At 68.5% G+C, this 14435-nt stretch carries 19 protein-coding genes; 15 read left to right on the top strand and 4 right to left on the bottom strand.

What is annotated here, in order from left to right; translation table 11 throughout:
* Positions 1–390: 390 nt before the first annotated feature.
* Both ACIQ7M_RS38080 and ACIQ7M_RS38075 read right to left on the bottom strand, forming a co-directional pair.
* Positions 391–1626, bottom strand: a complete 1236-nt coding sequence (locus ACIQ7M_RS38080) for a helix-turn-helix domain-containing protein (protein WP_403652975.1) — start codon at positions 1624–1626, stop codon at positions 391–393.
* A complete protein-coding gene (locus tag ACIQ7M_RS38075) occupies positions 1623–1943 on the bottom strand; it encodes a putative quinol monooxygenase (RefSeq protein ID WP_403652973.1) in 321 nt (106 codons plus the stop codon). Before ACIQ7M_RS38075 ends, ACIQ7M_RS38080 begins: the two co-directional genes overlap by 4 nt.
* 191 nt (positions 1944–2134) lie before the next feature.
* On the opposite strand from ACIQ7M_RS38075, the gene ACIQ7M_RS38070 reads away from it, so the two are divergent.
* The 15 genes from ACIQ7M_RS38070 (at position 2135) to ACIQ7M_RS38000 (ending at position 10244) form a co-directional block, all read left to right on the top strand.
* Entirely contained in the window at positions 2135–2464 is a 330-nt protein-coding gene (locus ACIQ7M_RS38070) for a hypothetical protein (protein ID WP_403652971.1), read from the top strand.
* Between the two features lie 3 nt (positions 2465–2467).
* Entirely contained in the window at positions 2468–3805 is a 1338-nt protein-coding gene (locus ACIQ7M_RS38065; protein WP_403652969.1) for an FtsK/SpoIIIE domain-containing protein, read from the top strand.
* Between the two features lie 79 nt (positions 3806–3884).
* Positions 3885–4088, top strand: coding sequence for a hypothetical protein (locus ACIQ7M_RS38060; protein ID WP_403652966.1), 204 nt, complete (start codon positions 3885–3887; stop codon positions 4086–4088).
* Between the two features lie 3 nt (positions 4089–4091).
* Positions 4092–4265 (top strand): hypothetical protein, encoded by a 174-nt coding sequence (locus ACIQ7M_RS38055; protein ID WP_403652963.1) that lies wholly within the window; start codon positions 4092–4094, stop codon positions 4263–4265.
* Positions 4266–4340: 75 nt separating this feature from the next.
* Positions 4341–4985 carry a DUF2637 domain-containing protein gene (locus tag ACIQ7M_RS38050; protein ID WP_403652960.1) on the top strand — a complete coding sequence of 215 codons (645 nt, stop codon included), beginning with the start codon at positions 4341–4343 and terminating at the stop codon, positions 4983–4985.
* A 15-nt stretch (positions 4986–5000) separates the two neighbouring features.
* A complete protein-coding gene (locus tag ACIQ7M_RS38045) occupies positions 5001–5189 on the top strand; it encodes a mobile element transfer protein (protein ID WP_151471428.1) in 189 nt (62 codons plus the stop codon).
* Between the two features lie 13 nt (positions 5190–5202).
* The gene (locus ACIQ7M_RS38040; protein ID WP_403652957.1) at positions 5203–5358 is read left to right on the top strand and encodes a hypothetical protein; all 156 of its coding nucleotides are present in this window, start codon (positions 5203–5205) and stop codon (positions 5356–5358) included.
* Between the two features lie 23 nt (positions 5359–5381).
* Positions 5382–5684 (top strand): SpdD protein, encoded by a 303-nt coding sequence (locus ACIQ7M_RS38035; protein ID WP_403652954.1) that lies wholly within the window; start codon positions 5382–5384, stop codon positions 5682–5684.
* A gap of 1 nt (position 5685) precedes the next feature.
* Entirely contained in the window at positions 5686–5922 is a 237-nt protein-coding gene (locus ACIQ7M_RS38030; protein WP_403652951.1) for a hypothetical protein, read from the top strand.
* A 91-nt stretch (positions 5923–6013) separates the two neighbouring features.
* Complete coding sequence (locus tag ACIQ7M_RS38025) at positions 6014–6199, top strand: hypothetical protein (protein WP_403652948.1); 186 nt, start codon at positions 6014–6016, stop codon at positions 6197–6199.
* 5 nt (positions 6200–6204) lie between these two features.
* The gene (locus ACIQ7M_RS38020) at positions 6205–6462 is read left to right on the top strand and encodes a hypothetical protein (RefSeq protein ID WP_403652945.1); all 258 of its coding nucleotides are present in this window, start codon (positions 6205–6207) and stop codon (positions 6460–6462) included.
* Positions 6440–6652, top strand: coding sequence for a hypothetical protein (locus tag ACIQ7M_RS38015; protein ID WP_403652942.1), 213 nt, complete (start codon positions 6440–6442; stop codon positions 6650–6652). The genes ACIQ7M_RS38020 and ACIQ7M_RS38015 overlap by 23 nt, the downstream gene beginning before the upstream one ends.
* Positions 6649–7299: an SAM-dependent methyltransferase gene (locus ACIQ7M_RS38010; RefSeq protein ID WP_403652939.1), complete on the top strand. Its 651-nt coding sequence runs from the start codon at positions 6649–6651 to the stop codon at positions 7297–7299. Before ACIQ7M_RS38015 ends, ACIQ7M_RS38010 begins: the two co-directional genes overlap by 4 nt.
* The gene (repSA, locus tag ACIQ7M_RS38005) at positions 7296–8696 is read left to right on the top strand and encodes a replication initiator protein RepSA (RefSeq protein ID WP_403652936.1); all 1401 of its coding nucleotides are present in this window, start codon (positions 7296–7298) and stop codon (positions 8694–8696) included. The genes ACIQ7M_RS38010 and repSA overlap by 4 nt, the downstream gene beginning before the upstream one ends.
* A gap of 123 nt (positions 8697–8819) precedes the next feature.
* On the top strand, positions 8820–10244 hold the full coding sequence (locus ACIQ7M_RS38000; RefSeq protein WP_403652933.1) for a recombinase family protein: 1425 nt from the start codon (positions 8820–8822) through the stop codon (positions 10242–10244).
* Between the two features lie 294 nt (positions 10245–10538).
* On the opposite strand, the gene ACIQ7M_RS37995 is transcribed toward ACIQ7M_RS38000, so the two are convergent.
* Together ACIQ7M_RS37995 and ACIQ7M_RS37990 are read right to left on the bottom strand one after the other, a co-directional pair.
* Positions 10539–11603 carry a Yip1 family protein gene (locus tag ACIQ7M_RS37995; RefSeq protein ID WP_355762786.1) on the bottom strand — a complete coding sequence of 355 codons (1065 nt, stop codon included), beginning with the start codon at positions 11601–11603 and terminating at the stop codon, positions 10539–10541.
* A gap of 320 nt (positions 11604–11923) precedes the next feature.
* The gene (locus ACIQ7M_RS37990) at positions 11924–14200 is read right to left on the bottom strand and encodes a heterodisulfide reductase-related iron-sulfur binding cluster (protein WP_355762789.1); all 2277 of its coding nucleotides are present in this window, start codon (positions 14198–14200) and stop codon (positions 11924–11926) included.
* Positions 14201–14435: the final 235 nt, after the last annotated feature.

Here is a 14435-nt window from a genome sequence, read left to right as displayed (position 1 = left end):
ATACTCCACAAACACACCTCCCACAGACCGCTTGACGTTCTATAGGAGCTTCCTTGACGCCCTGGGCCGCGACTGCTCGGCTCTGCCTGGGTCGACGGCAGACGGGATGGGAGCACCCCACGCACACCACACTCGGCCGGCACCCGCGAACGGCGCCCCCACCATCTCGGAGCCTGAGCGCCCCCGCCGGAGGCACTGCTCTGACGCGCTGACGCCATGCGGTGATCACCTCATGACCCCCGGCCCCACCCGCTGTGGGCGCGCGTCGGCGCAGCGCGGGCGGAGCGGGCCGAAGGCAGGAGCGGCGCCCGGCGCGGAGCCGGGAGCGCGCCCGGCGGAGCGGAGCGCAGCCGGGGCTTGATGAGGTAGAGAAATCTGTAACAACATCGACTAGATGACCGCGCTGCGCTCGGCCAAGCCGCGCAGGGACTCAGGAACACGAGGTTCTGAGAGCTGCACCAGGTCGCGGATAACGTCACGGGCCAAGTGGTGATCGTGGATCTGTTCGGGTGCCAAAGCCTCGGATTCCAAGAGTGCGGCTGTGGCCTCGCCGACGTGTCGCCGCTGCGCGTGCGCTCGCGCTACGTCAAGCAGGAAACGTGACTGCCGCTCGGGTGAAAGCCCAGATGCGTCAACCCGCTGGGCTACCTCTAGGGCAAGCCCCGCGTCCCCCAACTCGACGGCCGTGCTGACCGCGTGGATCTCCACGTTCGTCGGCCCGAACTCCGTGTCAAAGTCGTTGCGGTCTTCACCCAACCGCGCTGCGATCCCGCGCGCGCGATCGATGTGCTCGTGCGTCCGCCCCCGGTTACCTTCCCTCGCATTGATCACAGCGAGAACCAGGTTCATGGCACCCAGCAGGGACAGTTCTTCTGGGGGGCAGGTGGGGGCCTCCGCTCTGGGCGCCATGACGGCTACTGCGGACTTCGCTGCCTGCTCGGCCTGGTCCATGTGCTGTTGCCGCATGAAGGCGTGCGCCATGCGGAACAGGCTTGCTACAACCTCCAGCGGTTGGCCCGCAAGCTCGGCTGCCTGTAGCGCCCGGTCCGCCGCAACCCATGCAGCGTCGGCCTGATCCTGTCGGGTGAAGCTCGCGGCTGCCACCTGGTACGCCTTGGCCCGGAGGGAGTGAAGTTCCCCCCGATCGCCCGCCGGCGCGTGGCGCACCGCAGCCTCGATGCTTGGAAGCAACCGGGTCAGGTGGTCGCTCAACGCCCCATAGCTCGATGCGTGCGCGAGCCTCCACGCCTCGTCGACGCGCTGTCGAAAGTCGGCAAGTGAGGGGATCGGTTCATCCGGCGACTGTTCGAAGAGGCTGCCCAGAGCTGGGTGCCCAGTGAGCGCTACGCGCAGCCCGTCGAGGTCGTTGCTCCTGTGCGTCTCTTCTGGCTCGGTCTGGGCTGCCGGTGCGGCGTCCGGCCGTACCTCGCGCACGGACACGTTTAGCGCATCGGCAAGGGCCTGAAGGATCGACAGGCGCTCAACAGGCTGTACGCCTCTTTCGACTTGCGAAACCCAGCTCTCGGAGCGTGCCATAGCGGCGGCAAGGTCGCCCTGCGACATGCCTGCGGCGCGGCGCAGCTCCTTGACGCGCTGCCCCAGGGTTCTGGTGTCGGAGTCCGTCACGCCCCGGCTCCGGTCGGGTACTTGCCGGCGTACGGCTGAAGCCGGTCAACCTCGGTCTTCTCGACGTACTTGGTGCGCTCCGTGAGGAAGTGGCGCGTGTGGGGCTGCCGCTCATGCTCCTCGAACGCCTCGCGGTCGGCGTACAGCTCAAAGAAGACTCGCTCGCTGGGTGCGCCCTCGACCTCGTGGCACGCGTACACCAACGTGCCGGGTTCGTGCGCCTGGATGCCTGCTGCGGTCTCCCGGATCAGCGCGTCAAATGCCTCGCCCGCACCTTCGCGAAGCGTGAAGCGAACAAAAAGCCCATAGTTGGCCATTTCTTCTCCTTCTCGTCGCGTTCAGTCTCGCAGAGTCGGACTTCCACTGCTAGTCGCAGCTTTTCTGTTGACCCGCAGAAAAACTGCGAGTAGCTTCGAGAGTGTCAGAGAACAAGGCACCCCGGGCCGCGTGCCATCCGCCAAGATCACAACGCAGTCCGGGGCTCATCCCACAAGGGGAGACCTCAATAATGCCGTCCTTCAAGATCGATGTTTCGACCGCTGTGGTGTTCGTGGCGACTGCGCCGGCGCCGAAGCTGGTCAACAAGAAGACCGGGGAAGTCGCGATCGACCGGGAGACCGAGGCGACGCTGTACACCGTCGGCCTGTTGGTCTCCGACGAGGGTGAGGGCAACCTGTACCAGGTCGCCATCCCCGAGACCGGTATCCCGGAGGGCCTGGCGCCGGGCACGCCGGTGCGTGTGATCGGGCTCAAGGCCCGTGACTGGGAGAACGAGTTCAACGGGCAGAAGCGGCACGGGATCTCGTTCCGCGCGGTCGCCGTCACGGCCGGGGTCTGAGCCATGACCGATCTGTCCCTGTGGCTGGAGGCGTCTGGCGTCTTAGCGGGTGCCGGTGGTCTGGGCTATGCGAAGGTCCGCGCTCCGCGCGTGTACTGGTCGCTGGTCGGACTGCCGGCCACCTGGGGCCGCTTCACCCTCTCGTACCGCTCCACCATGGACGTGTGCGGGCTGACAGTGCACCCGTCGGGACTGCGGGCGTTCATGGTCCGCAACGTCGCCCGGCGTGAGGTCCAGCCGGTGCCGCCGAAGGTCCGCCGGGTCCGCGGCACGTCCACCGGTCTGCGGGTCACGCTGCGACTGCCCGCCGGCCTGGAGCCGATGGACGTCGTCGCCTCCTCGGAACGGCTCCGCCACGCCTGGGGCGTGCACTCGGTGAACGTCACCGAGACGAAGCCCGGGTTCGTGGAACTGCGGATGACCGGGTACGACGTGCTGCGCCGGGTGCGCATGCCGCGCAAGGCCCGCTCCCACGACATGATCGTGCCGGTGGCTCTGCGGGAGGACGGGACCGTCTTCGTCCGCGACTACCGCAAGGTGCCCATGGCACTCACTTTGGGCGCCAATCAGTCCGGCAAGTCGATGTATCAGCGCAACCTGGTCAAGGGTCTCGCCCGACTGCCCGTCGCCCTGGCGGGGATTGACTGCAAGCGCGGTGTAGAACAGTCCGCCTACGCGCCCCGGCTGTCGGCTCTGGCCACGACTCCGGACGATGCCGCATCGCTCCTCGACGTCCTGGTCGCCGAGATGGAATCCAGGTTCGACCTGCTGAGCCTGCATGGTGCCTCGGACGTGTGGGAGCTACCGGAGGACCTGCGGCCGGTGCCGATCGTGCTCCTAGTGGACGAGATCGCGGAACTGTTCCTGATTTCCTCCAAGAAGGATGAGGAGCGCCGCGAACGGCTGGTCACCTCGCTGATCCGGCTGGCGCAGATGGCCCGTGCCGCCGGGATCTTCCTGGAGATCTGCGGGCAGCGCTTCGGCTCCGAACTCGGCAAGGGCGCCACGATGCTCCGCGCGCAGCTCACCGGGCGTGTGGTGCACCGGGTCAACGACAAGCAGACCGCCGAAATGGGCCTCGGGGACATCGCCCCTGAAGCCGTTCCGCTGGTGACGTTGATGGCGCCGGACAAGGCCGGCCTGGCGGTGGCCGCGGATTCCTCCGGCGGCTGGTCCCGCATCCGCACCCCGATGACCACCCCGGCAGAAGCCACGGCCGTCTGCCGGGAGTTCGCCCACCTGGTCCCGCACCTGCCCGCCCTCGACCCGTTCCGGCCCTACGTTCCGGCGCCGGTGGTCGACGGTCCTTCGCTGGTCAAGCCAGTCCCGGCTGCCGACTAGCCCAAAGCGCATCCCGGTTGGCGTGACCGTCTCGCGCCAGGTCCCTACCCGAGCCATGCCAGAAACAGGAGGACCACCCATGTGTGAGCACATCGAGGACTTCCAACGCACGGTACTGATGCTCGGCGCGCTGGCCGTATACGCCGACCAGAACGACGCCGATATCGCGTTCGTCGAAGCGGTGGGCCCGTCGCTGGCCGCGTCGCTCCCGGAGCCCCCGCCGGGCATGTTCCCGCCCGGCTACAACCCGAACCAGGGCCCCGACTACCCCGGCGGCTGGTGACCCATGGCCACCAAGAAGACACCCCCGCGCCTCGCTCCCGCGCCGCCCATGTGCGGGCCGTGCAACGGCACCGGTGAGGTCGCGCGCCCGGTCCGCGTCGGTCGCAAGCGCCGTCCGGTCGGCGAACAGGCCGGGATCTGCCTGGCCTGCTTCGGCACCGGAGAAGCCACCGACTGAACCCGCCGGGACCGGGCGGCCGGACTAGTTCCCCGCCCGCTCCCGGCCCAACTCCCCTTTGAAGGAGGTGAAGACATGTCCCGCTCGATCCGACCGGATGCCGTGCTCGTTCAGGCCGTGATCGCCGGTGCGCTGTCCTTCGCCCACCTGCACGACCTCGCCTCGGCCGCCGGGCAGTCCGGCTGGAAGGCATGGGCGTACCCGATCAGCGTCGATCTGCTGCTCGTCGCCGCGTGGCGCCGGCTGCGGACCGCCCGCAAGGACCGCTCGGCGTGGACCTGGTTCGTGATCGCCCTGTTCGCCTCGCTCGGCGCGAACATCGCCACCGCCGGACTCCTCGACCTGACCCATGTACCGGCCTGGCTGTGCATCCTCGTCGCCGGCTGGCCCGCACTCGCCTTCCTCGGAGGCACCCTCCTGGTCCACGCACCCAACGAAACCCCCACCGTGGCTCCTGCACAGGCTGTGGACGAACCAGCCGCGGCCGAGGTCGACCTACGCCGCGACGAGCGCGCCCCGGCCGCTGCCCCGGAGCTTCCGGCTGCTGCGCCTGCTCCTGCGGTAACGGTGCCGGTCGCGCTCCTGGACCACGCCCGAAAGATCGCCGACAGCCACCGTGCCGCGACCGGATCACCGATGGCCGCGGACGCTCTCTCGGCCCGGCTCGGGCTGCCCGGCCCGATGTCCGCCGCCATCGCCACGCAACTTCAACTCACCTAATCAGAAAGGACTGCCATGCCCGTCCACCGGCGCTTTCGCGACGTGATCCGCATCGGCCCTGTCCAGGTCGCCACCTACTTCGACGGACATGGCCGGGACAAGCACACGGCGGCCTGCTCCGCCCCCGGCTGCGGCTTCTCCGCCGACTACCCCGACCGCTCCGGCGCCGAACTCGCCGCCCGCACCCACCGCTGCAAGGCCTAGGAGACCCGCCGTCATGCAGGTTCCGCTCTGGCTCGCCCTGATCGTCGTCGGCGCCCTCGGCGTCAAGCTCGTCCGCCCGCCCTGGTGGCTCGTGGCCGTGCTCCTGCTCGGCGGCTACCTCATCGCCGACAGCTTCCTCGGCCCCGCCGTCGCCACCGTCGTCAAGTAACCCAACCCGAAGGGACAAGGCCCGTGTTCACTCCGAAGTACCCGACCCCCGACACTGCACCGCCCCCGACCACCGCGGCCCCGACCGGTCACCCCCTGGTACCCACCGCTGCGGCTCCGGCCCCGGTCGCCCCGGTCTCGAACCGACCGACGATCCAGCTCACCCCCGGCAGCGCGCTTGCCCTCGCCGTGGGCGGCGGCGCCGTCGTCCTCGTCGTCGGCGCGGTCCTCGTCTCCCTGCTCCTCGCCGTCGCCATCACCGGCATGTCCGTCGCGGTGTGCGCGGTCGTCCTCCGCTCGATCCTCAACCAGGAAAGGAAGCACTGACATGGGCCTCTTCAGTCGCAAGGAAAGCTCCTCGGAGCCTGCTCGTGACGAGCGGATGACCGAGCTGGGCCGCGACTACGCGATTGCCCGCCGGCACCGCGACACGAAGGCCATGAACCGGATCATGCGGGAGATCGGCACCGACAAGAACGTGACCGACCTGAACGACTTCCGCACCGGCCAAGAGTCCTACGACTCCATCCCGCCCATCCCGCGCGGACGCAACCGCCGCAAGTAACACCCGTCCGGGGCGGCCTCGGTCGCCAAACTTCCGCCGCCCCGGACGGCCCACCTTCCTGATCCAACGGACCCGAAAGGGAAGCCTCATCATGCCCCAGCACGTCCGCACCATGCCCGTCTGCCGTGACTGCGACGGCTTCGCCGGCGTCGCCATCACCACCGGCGCACGCGACCGCGACGGCTCCCGCACCACCCTCCGCGTCACCTGCCAGGTATGCCACGGCACCGGCCACGCCCTTCCCCGCCGAGCCCTCCTCGTACAGGCCGGGAGGTGACCGCTGTGCAGACCATCACCACCACGGCTCACATCGAGCCGGACACCCGCTTCCGCGTCACGCCGTTCCCGGATAGCGGCAATTCCTTCGTCAGCCTCCGCGCCAAGGGTGACTTCGTCGAGGTCGTGCTGATCGCCCCCTGCGGTACCTCGGAAGCCCTGCGCAACCTGGCCGCGGCAGCAATCGAGGCCGCCGAAGCGCTGGATGCCATGACCGCCGACGCGTCGGGAGGTGACCGGGATGTTCCGCAAACTCCCCGCTGACCTCACACCGACCGAGGAAAGCCCCGGCCTCCGCGTCCGCGGCGGCACGAAGCACACCCGCTCCCAGGGCGACTACCTGTGCGGCGGCTGCGGTGCCGAGGACCACGCCAACGGCGACAACGACGTGAAAGCCCTCGTCGAGGACTACACCGACAACCACGGCCCCGCCCACCGAGGGGGTCGTCGATGACCGCCCCCCGGGTCCTGGACCTGTTCTGCTGCCAGGGCGGCGCCGGCAAGGGCTACGCCGATGCCGGATTCGACGTCACCGGCGTCGACCTCGCCCCGCAGCCCCGCTACCCGTACCGCTTCGTGCAGGCGGATGCGCTCGATTTTGTCCGCGAGCACGGTGCCGGGTTCGACTTCATCCACGCCTCGCCGCCCTGCCAGTTCGACAGCGACTGCCAGCGCCTCCAGGGCAACGACCACCCCGACCTGATCGGCCCAACCCGCGCCGCCCTCGAAGCGACCGGACGGCCCTTCGTGATCGAGAACGTCCGCGGGGCCCTGCCCAAGCTGCGCACTCCGGTCCTGCTGTGCGGCGCCATGTTCGGCATGGCCACCTACCGGCACCGCTACTTCGAGACCGGCGGCGGCTTCACCCTCGTCCAGCCCCGCCACCCCCGCCACACGACACCCCAGGCCAAGATGGGCCGCCCCGTCCCGCCCGGCCACTACGGCCAGTTCATCGGCAACTTCTCCGGCGTCGCCCTCGCCAAGCAGGTGATGGGCGTGCCCTGGATGAACCGCGACGGCATCCGCGAATGCATCCCCCCGGCCTACACCGAACGGATCGGCACGGCCGTGCTCGCCTCCCGTCTGGCGGTGGCTGCATGACCGACACCGCCCTGCCGGCGGGCCTGGATGCGGCCACCCTTGGCGACGTGCTGAGGGTGGCCGGCTCCGACGGCTTCGACCGCTGGCAAGACCAGATCCGCCGCACCGGCGGATGCTCCGACCCCATCCGGTTATCCGGCGGCACCAAGACCATCGACCCGACCACCAAGACCGTCCTGCACGCGTATACGACCGAGGACGAGCCGGGCGGCATGCTCCGCATCGCCTGCGGCAACCGCCGTGCATCCCGCTGCCCGGCCTGCGCCTGGACCTACGCCGGCGACACCTACCACCTGATCCGCGCCGGACTCACGGGCGATCCGGACAAGGGCACCCCGCACACCGTGCGCGAGCACCCCCGCGTCTTCGCCACCCTCACCGCACCCAGCTTCGGCCCCGTCCATAACCGCCCCGGAAACCGGCCCTGCCACTGCGGACAACACCACACCGAGGACGCTCCCGAACTCGGCACACCGCTCGCCCCGGACACGTACGACTACGCGGGCGCCGTGCTCTGGAACAACCACGCATCCGACCTGTGGCGCTACTTCTCGATCTACCTCCGCCGGGAGATCGCCGCCCGCGCCGGGCTCACGCAGAAGGACGCCCGCGAACAATCCCGCGTCTCCTTCGGCAAGGTCGCCGAGTACCAAAAGCGCGGCGCCGTCCACTTCCACGCGGTGATCCGCTTCGACGGACCCGAAGGACCCGACACCCCGCCCCCGCACTGGGCCACCCTCGGCCTGCTCACCGACGCGATCGGTGCCGCTGCTGCCCGCGTCGCCGTCGACGTGCCGCCCGCGGGCGACCACCCGGCTCGGACGCTGCGCTGGGGGACACAGCTCGACGTCCAACCGATCAGTGCCTTCGGGGACGGTGAAGAGATCACCGAACAGGCCGTGGCCTCCTACGTCGCCAAGTACGCCACCAAAGCAGCCGAGAACACGGGCGCCGTCGACCGCCGGATCGGCAACAAAGAAGCCCTCGTGCTCCTCGACGTGCCCGACCACCCCCGCCGGCTCATCGAAGCCTGCTTCGACCTGCACGCGCTCTACCCGGACCGCAAGCTCCGCGACTGGGCCCACATGCTCGGCTTCCGCGGCCACTTCTCCACCAAATCCCGCCGCTACTCCACCACCCTCGGCGCCCTCCGCCAGGTGAGAGCCGACTACCGCGCCGCCCAACAACGCGCCGCCCTCGGCCTGCCAGACCCCGACGACAACCCGGAGGCAACCACCCTCGTGCTCTCCCACTGGACCTACGCCGGCCACGGCCACACCCCCGGCGAAGCCTGGCTCGCCGCCAACATCCACCGGGACATCCAACTCAACCGCGAAACCGCGCGTGAAGCGCTCGCCGACTGGAACGGAGGTGATCTCGATGACTCGCAAGGCTGAACGGATAACCCGCAAGCCGGTGATGACGAAGGAAGAGTGGATTGCCAAGCACCTTCGCCGTGCGCCGGAGCGGGATGAGGAGTGGGTGCACCGCCTTCTCGTCCTGCAAGGGAGGGCCTAGCCGTGGCTGCTCCCAGGGTCGCTGTCTACACGCGGATCTCCCGGGATGATGAAGGCGACGGCCTCGGGGTCGCGCGGCAGCGTCAGGACTGCGAACGCTTGACGGACCTTCGGGGATGGGCCGTCGCCAAGATCTATGAGGACAACGATGTATCCGCGTACAAGCGGAACGTCCGGCGACCTGCGTTCGAGTTGCTGTTGAGCGACCTGGCGGACGGGCTGATTGACGGCGTCGTGGCCTACGACCTCGACCGGCTCGCCCGCCAGCCGAAAGACCTCGAACGCCTCATCGACCTGTACGACGAGCGCAAGAGGCGCGTGTTCGCCACCGTCACCAACGACGTGAACTTGGGCACGGCCGATGGCCGAACCATGGCACGCGTGATGGTGGCCTTCGCCAACAAGTCGTCGCACGACGCGTCCCGCCGTATTCAGCGCAAGCATCTGGAACTCGCGCGAGAGGGGAAGTCCAGCGGAGGGCCGGCTCCCTACGGATGGCAGAAAGACGGACGCAAGGTCGACCTCGTTGCCGCAGAGCACATCCGTGCCGCGCAGATGCAACTGCTGGCCGGCGTAAGGATTGGAACCATCCGCACGGACTGGCAGCGTCGAGGGCTCGGGCATCCTCGCGAAGGGACGACTCGGCTACCGCATCACCTCGTGGAACGCATGCTGACGAACCCGCGGCTGTGCGGCTACCGCACCTACCGTGGCGAAGTCCTCCTCGACGACGACGGACACCCGGTCATCGGTGCCTGGGATCCGATCAACACTGTCGACGAGTGGGAGGCGGTGTGCGCTGTGGTCGCGGAACGCAAGCAGAAGTATCCCGGTCGCTCGTTAGCCCGGAAGTATCTGCTGTCGGGGATCGCCCGCTGTGGACTCTGCCACGCCAAGATTCGAGGCCAGGTCAACAGGCGCCGGAAACCGAACTCCAAGGGAGCTAGCTTCAGTTACCAGTGTTCCGTCGTGAATGGAGGCTGCGGCAAGGTGGGACGTGCCGGGGAAGCCGTCGACGAGTTCGTCATCAGCCTCGTTCTTGCGGAACAGAGGGAGCGAGCAGCAAGCACCACCGTGCAAGAGAACGAGTCGTGGCCCAACGCATCCGAGCTTGTTGATGTTGAGGCGGACATCGCTGCCCTGACACAGGCTGCGAAGGCCAAAGCGATCACCGTCTCGACCCTGCTCCAGCTCCTACCGGATCTAGAGCGCCGCCGTGACGAGCTGAAGCTGGAGCGTGGGCGTTTCAGCAAGGCACGGCACCAAGCGGCCTCCCCGAGCGTCGAGACCCTGGAGGACTTCCTGTCGCTCCCGCTTGAACGTCAGCAAGCGTTGATCCTTCACAGCCTTTCGGCGATTTTGATTCACCCCGCCGGGAGAGGTGCGCGCAAGTTCGACCCGAGCTTGATCGAACCCGTGTGGCGCTGACCGCCACCTGATTCGCCGATCACTGCCCCTGGACGCGAGGCTAGGCTCCTGCCGGCCTCGCGTTCGTCGTGTTCGGCCTCGGATATGGATCTGACCTGCATGTATGAGGCGTCCGCGACTACCCTCATTCAGTCAACGACGCCTGGAGCGTCGAACCGCCCGTGGTCCGGCGGGCCGGGCAGGTCCTCGACTCGTAGGACAGGGTCCGCGGAACTGAGAAAACGGAGGGGCTCCCGGCGGTGTGCCGGGAGCCCCTCCTTCTCCGTTACGGGCGGGTGTGTGCCGCCCGCGGTGTCAGAACGTGCCCAGCTTGATGATCGACAGGATCGCGATGAGCTGGATGGAGGACGCGGCGAGGGCCTTCGGCCAGGGGAGGTCGTGGGACTTGCCGACCATCAGGGTCAGCAGAGCGCCCGCGGCGACCCAGGTGATCCAGCCGAGGAGCTTCACGAAGGACGCGTCGCCGCCGAGGAACATGGCGAAGAGCAGGCGCGGGGTGTCCGTGATGGACATGATCAGCATGGAGAGGCCGACCGTGGGCTGCCAGGCCCCGTCGCCGCCGAGCTGGCGGGCCAGGGTGTGGGTGACCACGCCGAGGACGAACGTGCTGAGCACGAGGGCGACAGCGGTCGTCAGGACGATCGGGACGGCGTTGGAGAGGGTCGCGGTGATGGCGTCCTCGCGGGCGCCGTCGAAGCCGAAGACCGCCAGCAGGCCGTAGAGGAACGTCACGATCAGGGCCGGGGCCCACATCGTGTAGTCGCGCATCTGGAGGAAGGTCCGGTTGGGGGCCGTCACGATGCCCTTGAGCAGGTCCTTCCAGTGCAGCCGGGGGCCGACCGGAGCTGCGGCCGCCTGGCCCGCCCGGTAGACGTCCCCCTGGCTGTAGGGGTCCTCGCCGATCGAGAAGGCCTGCGTGTGGCCGGGGCTGTTCGCGGCGTACGGGTCCGGGCCCTGCTGCGGGTGTCCGTCGCCGAAGTACTCCGGCTCACCGTGCCGGCCGTCGTACCCGCCGCCCTGTCCGCCGTTCTGGGGCCAGCCGCCCTGCTGTCCGCCGCGGTAGGGCTGGCCGCCCTGCTGCTGCCCGCCGTACGGCTGCTGTCCGCCGTACTGCGGCTGCGACGGCGCGTTCGGGTAGCCGTACGGCTGCTGCCCGCCTCCCCGGGGGGACTGCTGTCCGCGTCCCTGGGAGGACTGTCCGTACGACGGTTGTTGTTGCGGTCGCCCTTGCGGTGCACGGTTGTCCCGGCCGCCGCGTCCGATCCTGAATCCAGCCACGTTATCGAACGTACCTGGTCCCGAAGAGTGACGTGCGGGAGCCGGGGCACCGGGCCCGGCATTGGGGCCGAGCTGTGACATCCCCTAAGGGGCCTCGTGGGCGGGCCCCTCGGGGACGGATGTTCGACGGAATGGCGTGCGGAGGGGCCGCCCGGGCCGGGCGGCCCCTCACGGCGATCAGTCGGCGAAGACGGCGCCGAACTGCGGGGTGCCCGAGGTCGAGACGCCCGAGGTGCTCGGCGAGACGGTGCGGGAGCCGGTCGTACGAGGGCCCGGACACGGCGACACCCCCGTGCTCCGCGGAGCACGGGGGTGTCGGTCGTACCGATCCGGATCGGTACCGGTCGGCTGTGCCTGACGGCCGGGTCAGGCGGCTGTTCAGACAGTCGTGGACGGGACGGCTACTTCACCGGCTCCGGCTCCGGCGCGCTCTCCGACTCGGCCGCGCCCGCCGGCGGCTCTTCCTCGACCGGCGTCCTGACGGATTCGAGCAGGAGCTGGGCGACGTCGACGACCTGGACGGACTCCTTGGCCTTGCCCTCGTTCTTCTTGCCGTTGACCGAGTCGGTCAGCATGACGAGGCAGAACGGGCAGGCGGTGGAGACGATGTCGGGGTTCAGCGACAGAGCCTCGTCGACACGCTCGTTGTTGATGCGCTTGCCGATCCGCTCCTCCATCCACATCCGCGCGCCGCCGGCGCCGCAGCAGAAGCCGCGCTCCTTGTGGCGGTGCATCTCCTGCTGACGCAGGCCCGGGACGGCGGACATGATCTCGCGCGGGGGCGTGTAGACCTTGTTGTGGCGGCCCAGGTAGCACGGGTCGTGGTACGTGATCAGACCCTCGACCGGGGTCACCGGCAGCAGCTTGCCCTCGTCGATGAGGTGCTGGAGGAGCTGGGTGTGGTGGATGACCTCGTAGTCACCGCCGAGCTGCGGGTACTCGTTGCCGATGGTGTTGAGGCAGTGCGGGCAGGTGGCGACGATCTTCTTCGCCGACTTCGGCTTCTTGGTGGACTCGTCCTCGTCGTCCTCGCCGAAGGCCATGTTCAGCGCGGCGACGTTCTCCATGCCGAGCTCCTGGAACAGGGGCTCGTTGCCGAGGCGGCGGGCGGAGTCACCGGTGCACTTCTCGTCGCCGCCCATGATCGCGAACGTGACGCCCGCCATGTGCAGCAGTTCCGCGAAGGCCTTGGTGGTCTTCTTGGCCCGGTCCTCCAGGGCGCCGGCGCAGCCGACCCAGTACAGGTACTCGACCTCGCTGAGGTCCTCGATGTCGCGGCCGACGACGGGGATCTCGAAGTCGACCTCCTTGGTCCACTCGAGGCGCTGCTTCTTGGCCAGACCCCAGGGGTTGCCCTTCTTCTCCAGGTTCTTGAGCATCGTGCCCGCCTCGGACGGGAACGCGCTCTCGATCATCACCTGGTAGCGGCGCATGTCGACGATGTGGTCGATGTGCTCGATGTCGACCGGGCACTGCTCGACGCAGGCGCCACAGGTGGTGCAGGACCACAGGACGTCCGGGTCGATGACGCCGTTCTCTTCCGCGGTCCCGATCAGCGGGCGCTCGGCCTCGGCGAGGGCGGCCGCGGGAACGTCCTTGAGCTGCTCCTCGGACGCCTTCTCGTTGCCCTCCATGTCCTTGCCGCCGCCGGCCAGCAGGTACGGGGCCTTGGCGTGCGCGTGGTCGCGCAGCGACATGATCAGGAGCTTGGGGGAGAGCGGCTTGCCCGTGTTCCAGGCGGGGCACTGCGACTGGCAGCGGCCGCACTCGGTGCAGGTGGAGAAGTCCAGCAGGCCCTTCCAGGAGAACTGCTCGACCTGGGAGACACCGAAGACGTCGTCCTCACCGGGGTCGGTGAAGTCGATGGCCTTGCCGCCGGAGGTCATCGGCTGGAGGCCGCCGAGGGCGGTCCCGCCGGTCGCCTCGCGCTTGAACCAGATGTTCGGGAACGCCAGGAAGCGGTGCCAGGCCACACCCATGTTGGTGTTGAGCGAGACCACGATCATCCAGATGAACGAGGTGCTGATCTTCACCATGGCGGTGAGGTAGATCAGGTTCTGCAGCGTGGTGACGCTCAGGCCCTTGAACGCCAGGACCAGCGGGTACGAGGCGAAGTACCCGGCCTCGTAGTGCTCCACGTGGTGGATGGCGCCCTCGAGGCCGCGCAGGGTGTAGATCGCGAGGCCGATGGTGAGGATGACGTACTCGACGAAGTACGCCTGGCCGGCCTTGGAGCCCGCGAAGCGTGACTTGCGGCCCGGGCGGGACGGCAGGTTCAGCAGGCGGATCGCGATGAGCACGGCGATGCCGAGGATCGTCATCACGCCGATGAACTCGATGTACAGCTCGAACGGCAGGAAGTCGCCGATGACCGGCAGTGTCCAGTCGGCCGAGAAGAGCTGGCCGAAGGCCTGGGCGAGGGTCGGCGGCAGGGTGAGGAAGCCGATCGCCACGAACCAGTGGGCGAAGCCGACGATGCCCCAGCGGTTCATCCGTGTGTGGCCGAGGAACTCCTTGACCAGGGTCACGCTGCGCGCGTAGGGGTTGTCGGTCCGGGTACCGGCCGGGACGGGCTGTCCCAGTTTGAAGTACCGGACGAACTGACCGATGGCGCGTGCGAGCAGCGCAACGCCGACCACGGTCAGGACCAGCGACACAATGATCGCGGCGAGTTGCATTCGGGGGCTCCTCGGGCCTGCGAGGTGTTCTCCGAGGGTGACCTCGAAGGTGATTACTAAGCGGTAACTTATGCAGTCCGTCTGAGACTACCCACTTCCTTCGCCGCACTGTAGTCAGCGCTGCGGTGATCTGCGTCGCTGAGGGAAGCCTGAGTGGGCGCCCGGGGCACGGGCACACGGTGCGGTTCGCCCGGGGTCGACAGGACACGTAAACCCGATCGTGTTATTCACCCAA

This window comes from Streptomyces sp. NPDC096324, from assembly GCF_044763015.1.
Taxonomy (GTDB): Bacteria; Actinomycetota; Actinomycetes; order Streptomycetales; family Streptomycetaceae; genus Streptomyces.
This window is presented reverse-complemented; position numbering and strand designations above follow the sequence as displayed.

Bases quoted from the DNA above. Each gene is read 5' to 3' on its own strand.
- ACIQ7M_RS38075 (WP_403652973.1), bottom strand. From the start codon at position 1,943: ATGGCCAACTATGGGCTTTTTGTTCGCTTCACGCTTCGCGAAGGTGCG.
- ACIQ7M_RS38070 (WP_403652971.1), top strand. From the start codon at position 2,135: ATGCCGTCCTTCAAGATCGATGTTTCGACCGCTGTGGTGTTCGTGGCG.
- ACIQ7M_RS38065 (WP_403652969.1), top strand. From the start codon at position 2,468: ATGACCGATCTGTCCCTGTGGCTGGAGGCGTCTGGCGTCTTAGCGGGT.
- ACIQ7M_RS38060 (WP_403652966.1), top strand. From the start codon at position 3,885: ATGTGTGAGCACATCGAGGACTTCCAACGCACGGTACTGATGCTCGGC.
- ACIQ7M_RS38055 (WP_403652963.1), top strand. From the start codon at position 4,092: ATGGCCACCAAGAAGACACCCCCGCGCCTCGCTCCCGCGCCGCCCATG.
- ACIQ7M_RS38050 (WP_403652960.1), top strand. From the start codon at position 4,341: ATGTCCCGCTCGATCCGACCGGATGCCGTGCTCGTTCAGGCCGTGATC.
- ACIQ7M_RS38045 (WP_151471428.1), top strand. From the start codon at position 5,001: ATGCCCGTCCACCGGCGCTTTCGCGACGTGATCCGCATCGGCCCTGTC.
- ACIQ7M_RS38040 (WP_403652957.1), top strand. From the start codon at position 5,203: ATGCAGGTTCCGCTCTGGCTCGCCCTGATCGTCGTCGGCGCCCTCGGC.
- ACIQ7M_RS38030 (WP_403652951.1), top strand. From the start codon at position 5,686: ATGGGCCTCTTCAGTCGCAAGGAAAGCTCCTCGGAGCCTGCTCGTGAC.
- ACIQ7M_RS38025 (WP_403652948.1), top strand. From the start codon at position 6,014: ATGCCCCAGCACGTCCGCACCATGCCCGTCTGCCGTGACTGCGACGGC.
- ACIQ7M_RS38015 (WP_403652942.1), top strand. From the start codon at position 6,440: ATGTTCCGCAAACTCCCCGCTGACCTCACACCGACCGAGGAAAGCCCC.
- ACIQ7M_RS38010 (WP_403652939.1), top strand. From the start codon at position 6,649: ATGACCGCCCCCCGGGTCCTGGACCTGTTCTGCTGCCAGGGCGGCGCC.
- repSA (WP_403652936.1), top strand. From the start codon at position 7,296: ATGACCGACACCGCCCTGCCGGCGGGCCTGGATGCGGCCACCCTTGGC.
- ACIQ7M_RS37995 (WP_355762786.1), bottom strand. From the start codon at position 11,603: ATGTCACAGCTCGGCCCCAATGCCGGGCCCGGTGCCCCGGCTCCCGCA.
- ACIQ7M_RS37990 (WP_355762789.1), bottom strand. From the start codon at position 14,200: ATGCAACTCGCCGCGATCATTGTGTCGCTGGTCCTGACCGTGGTCGGC.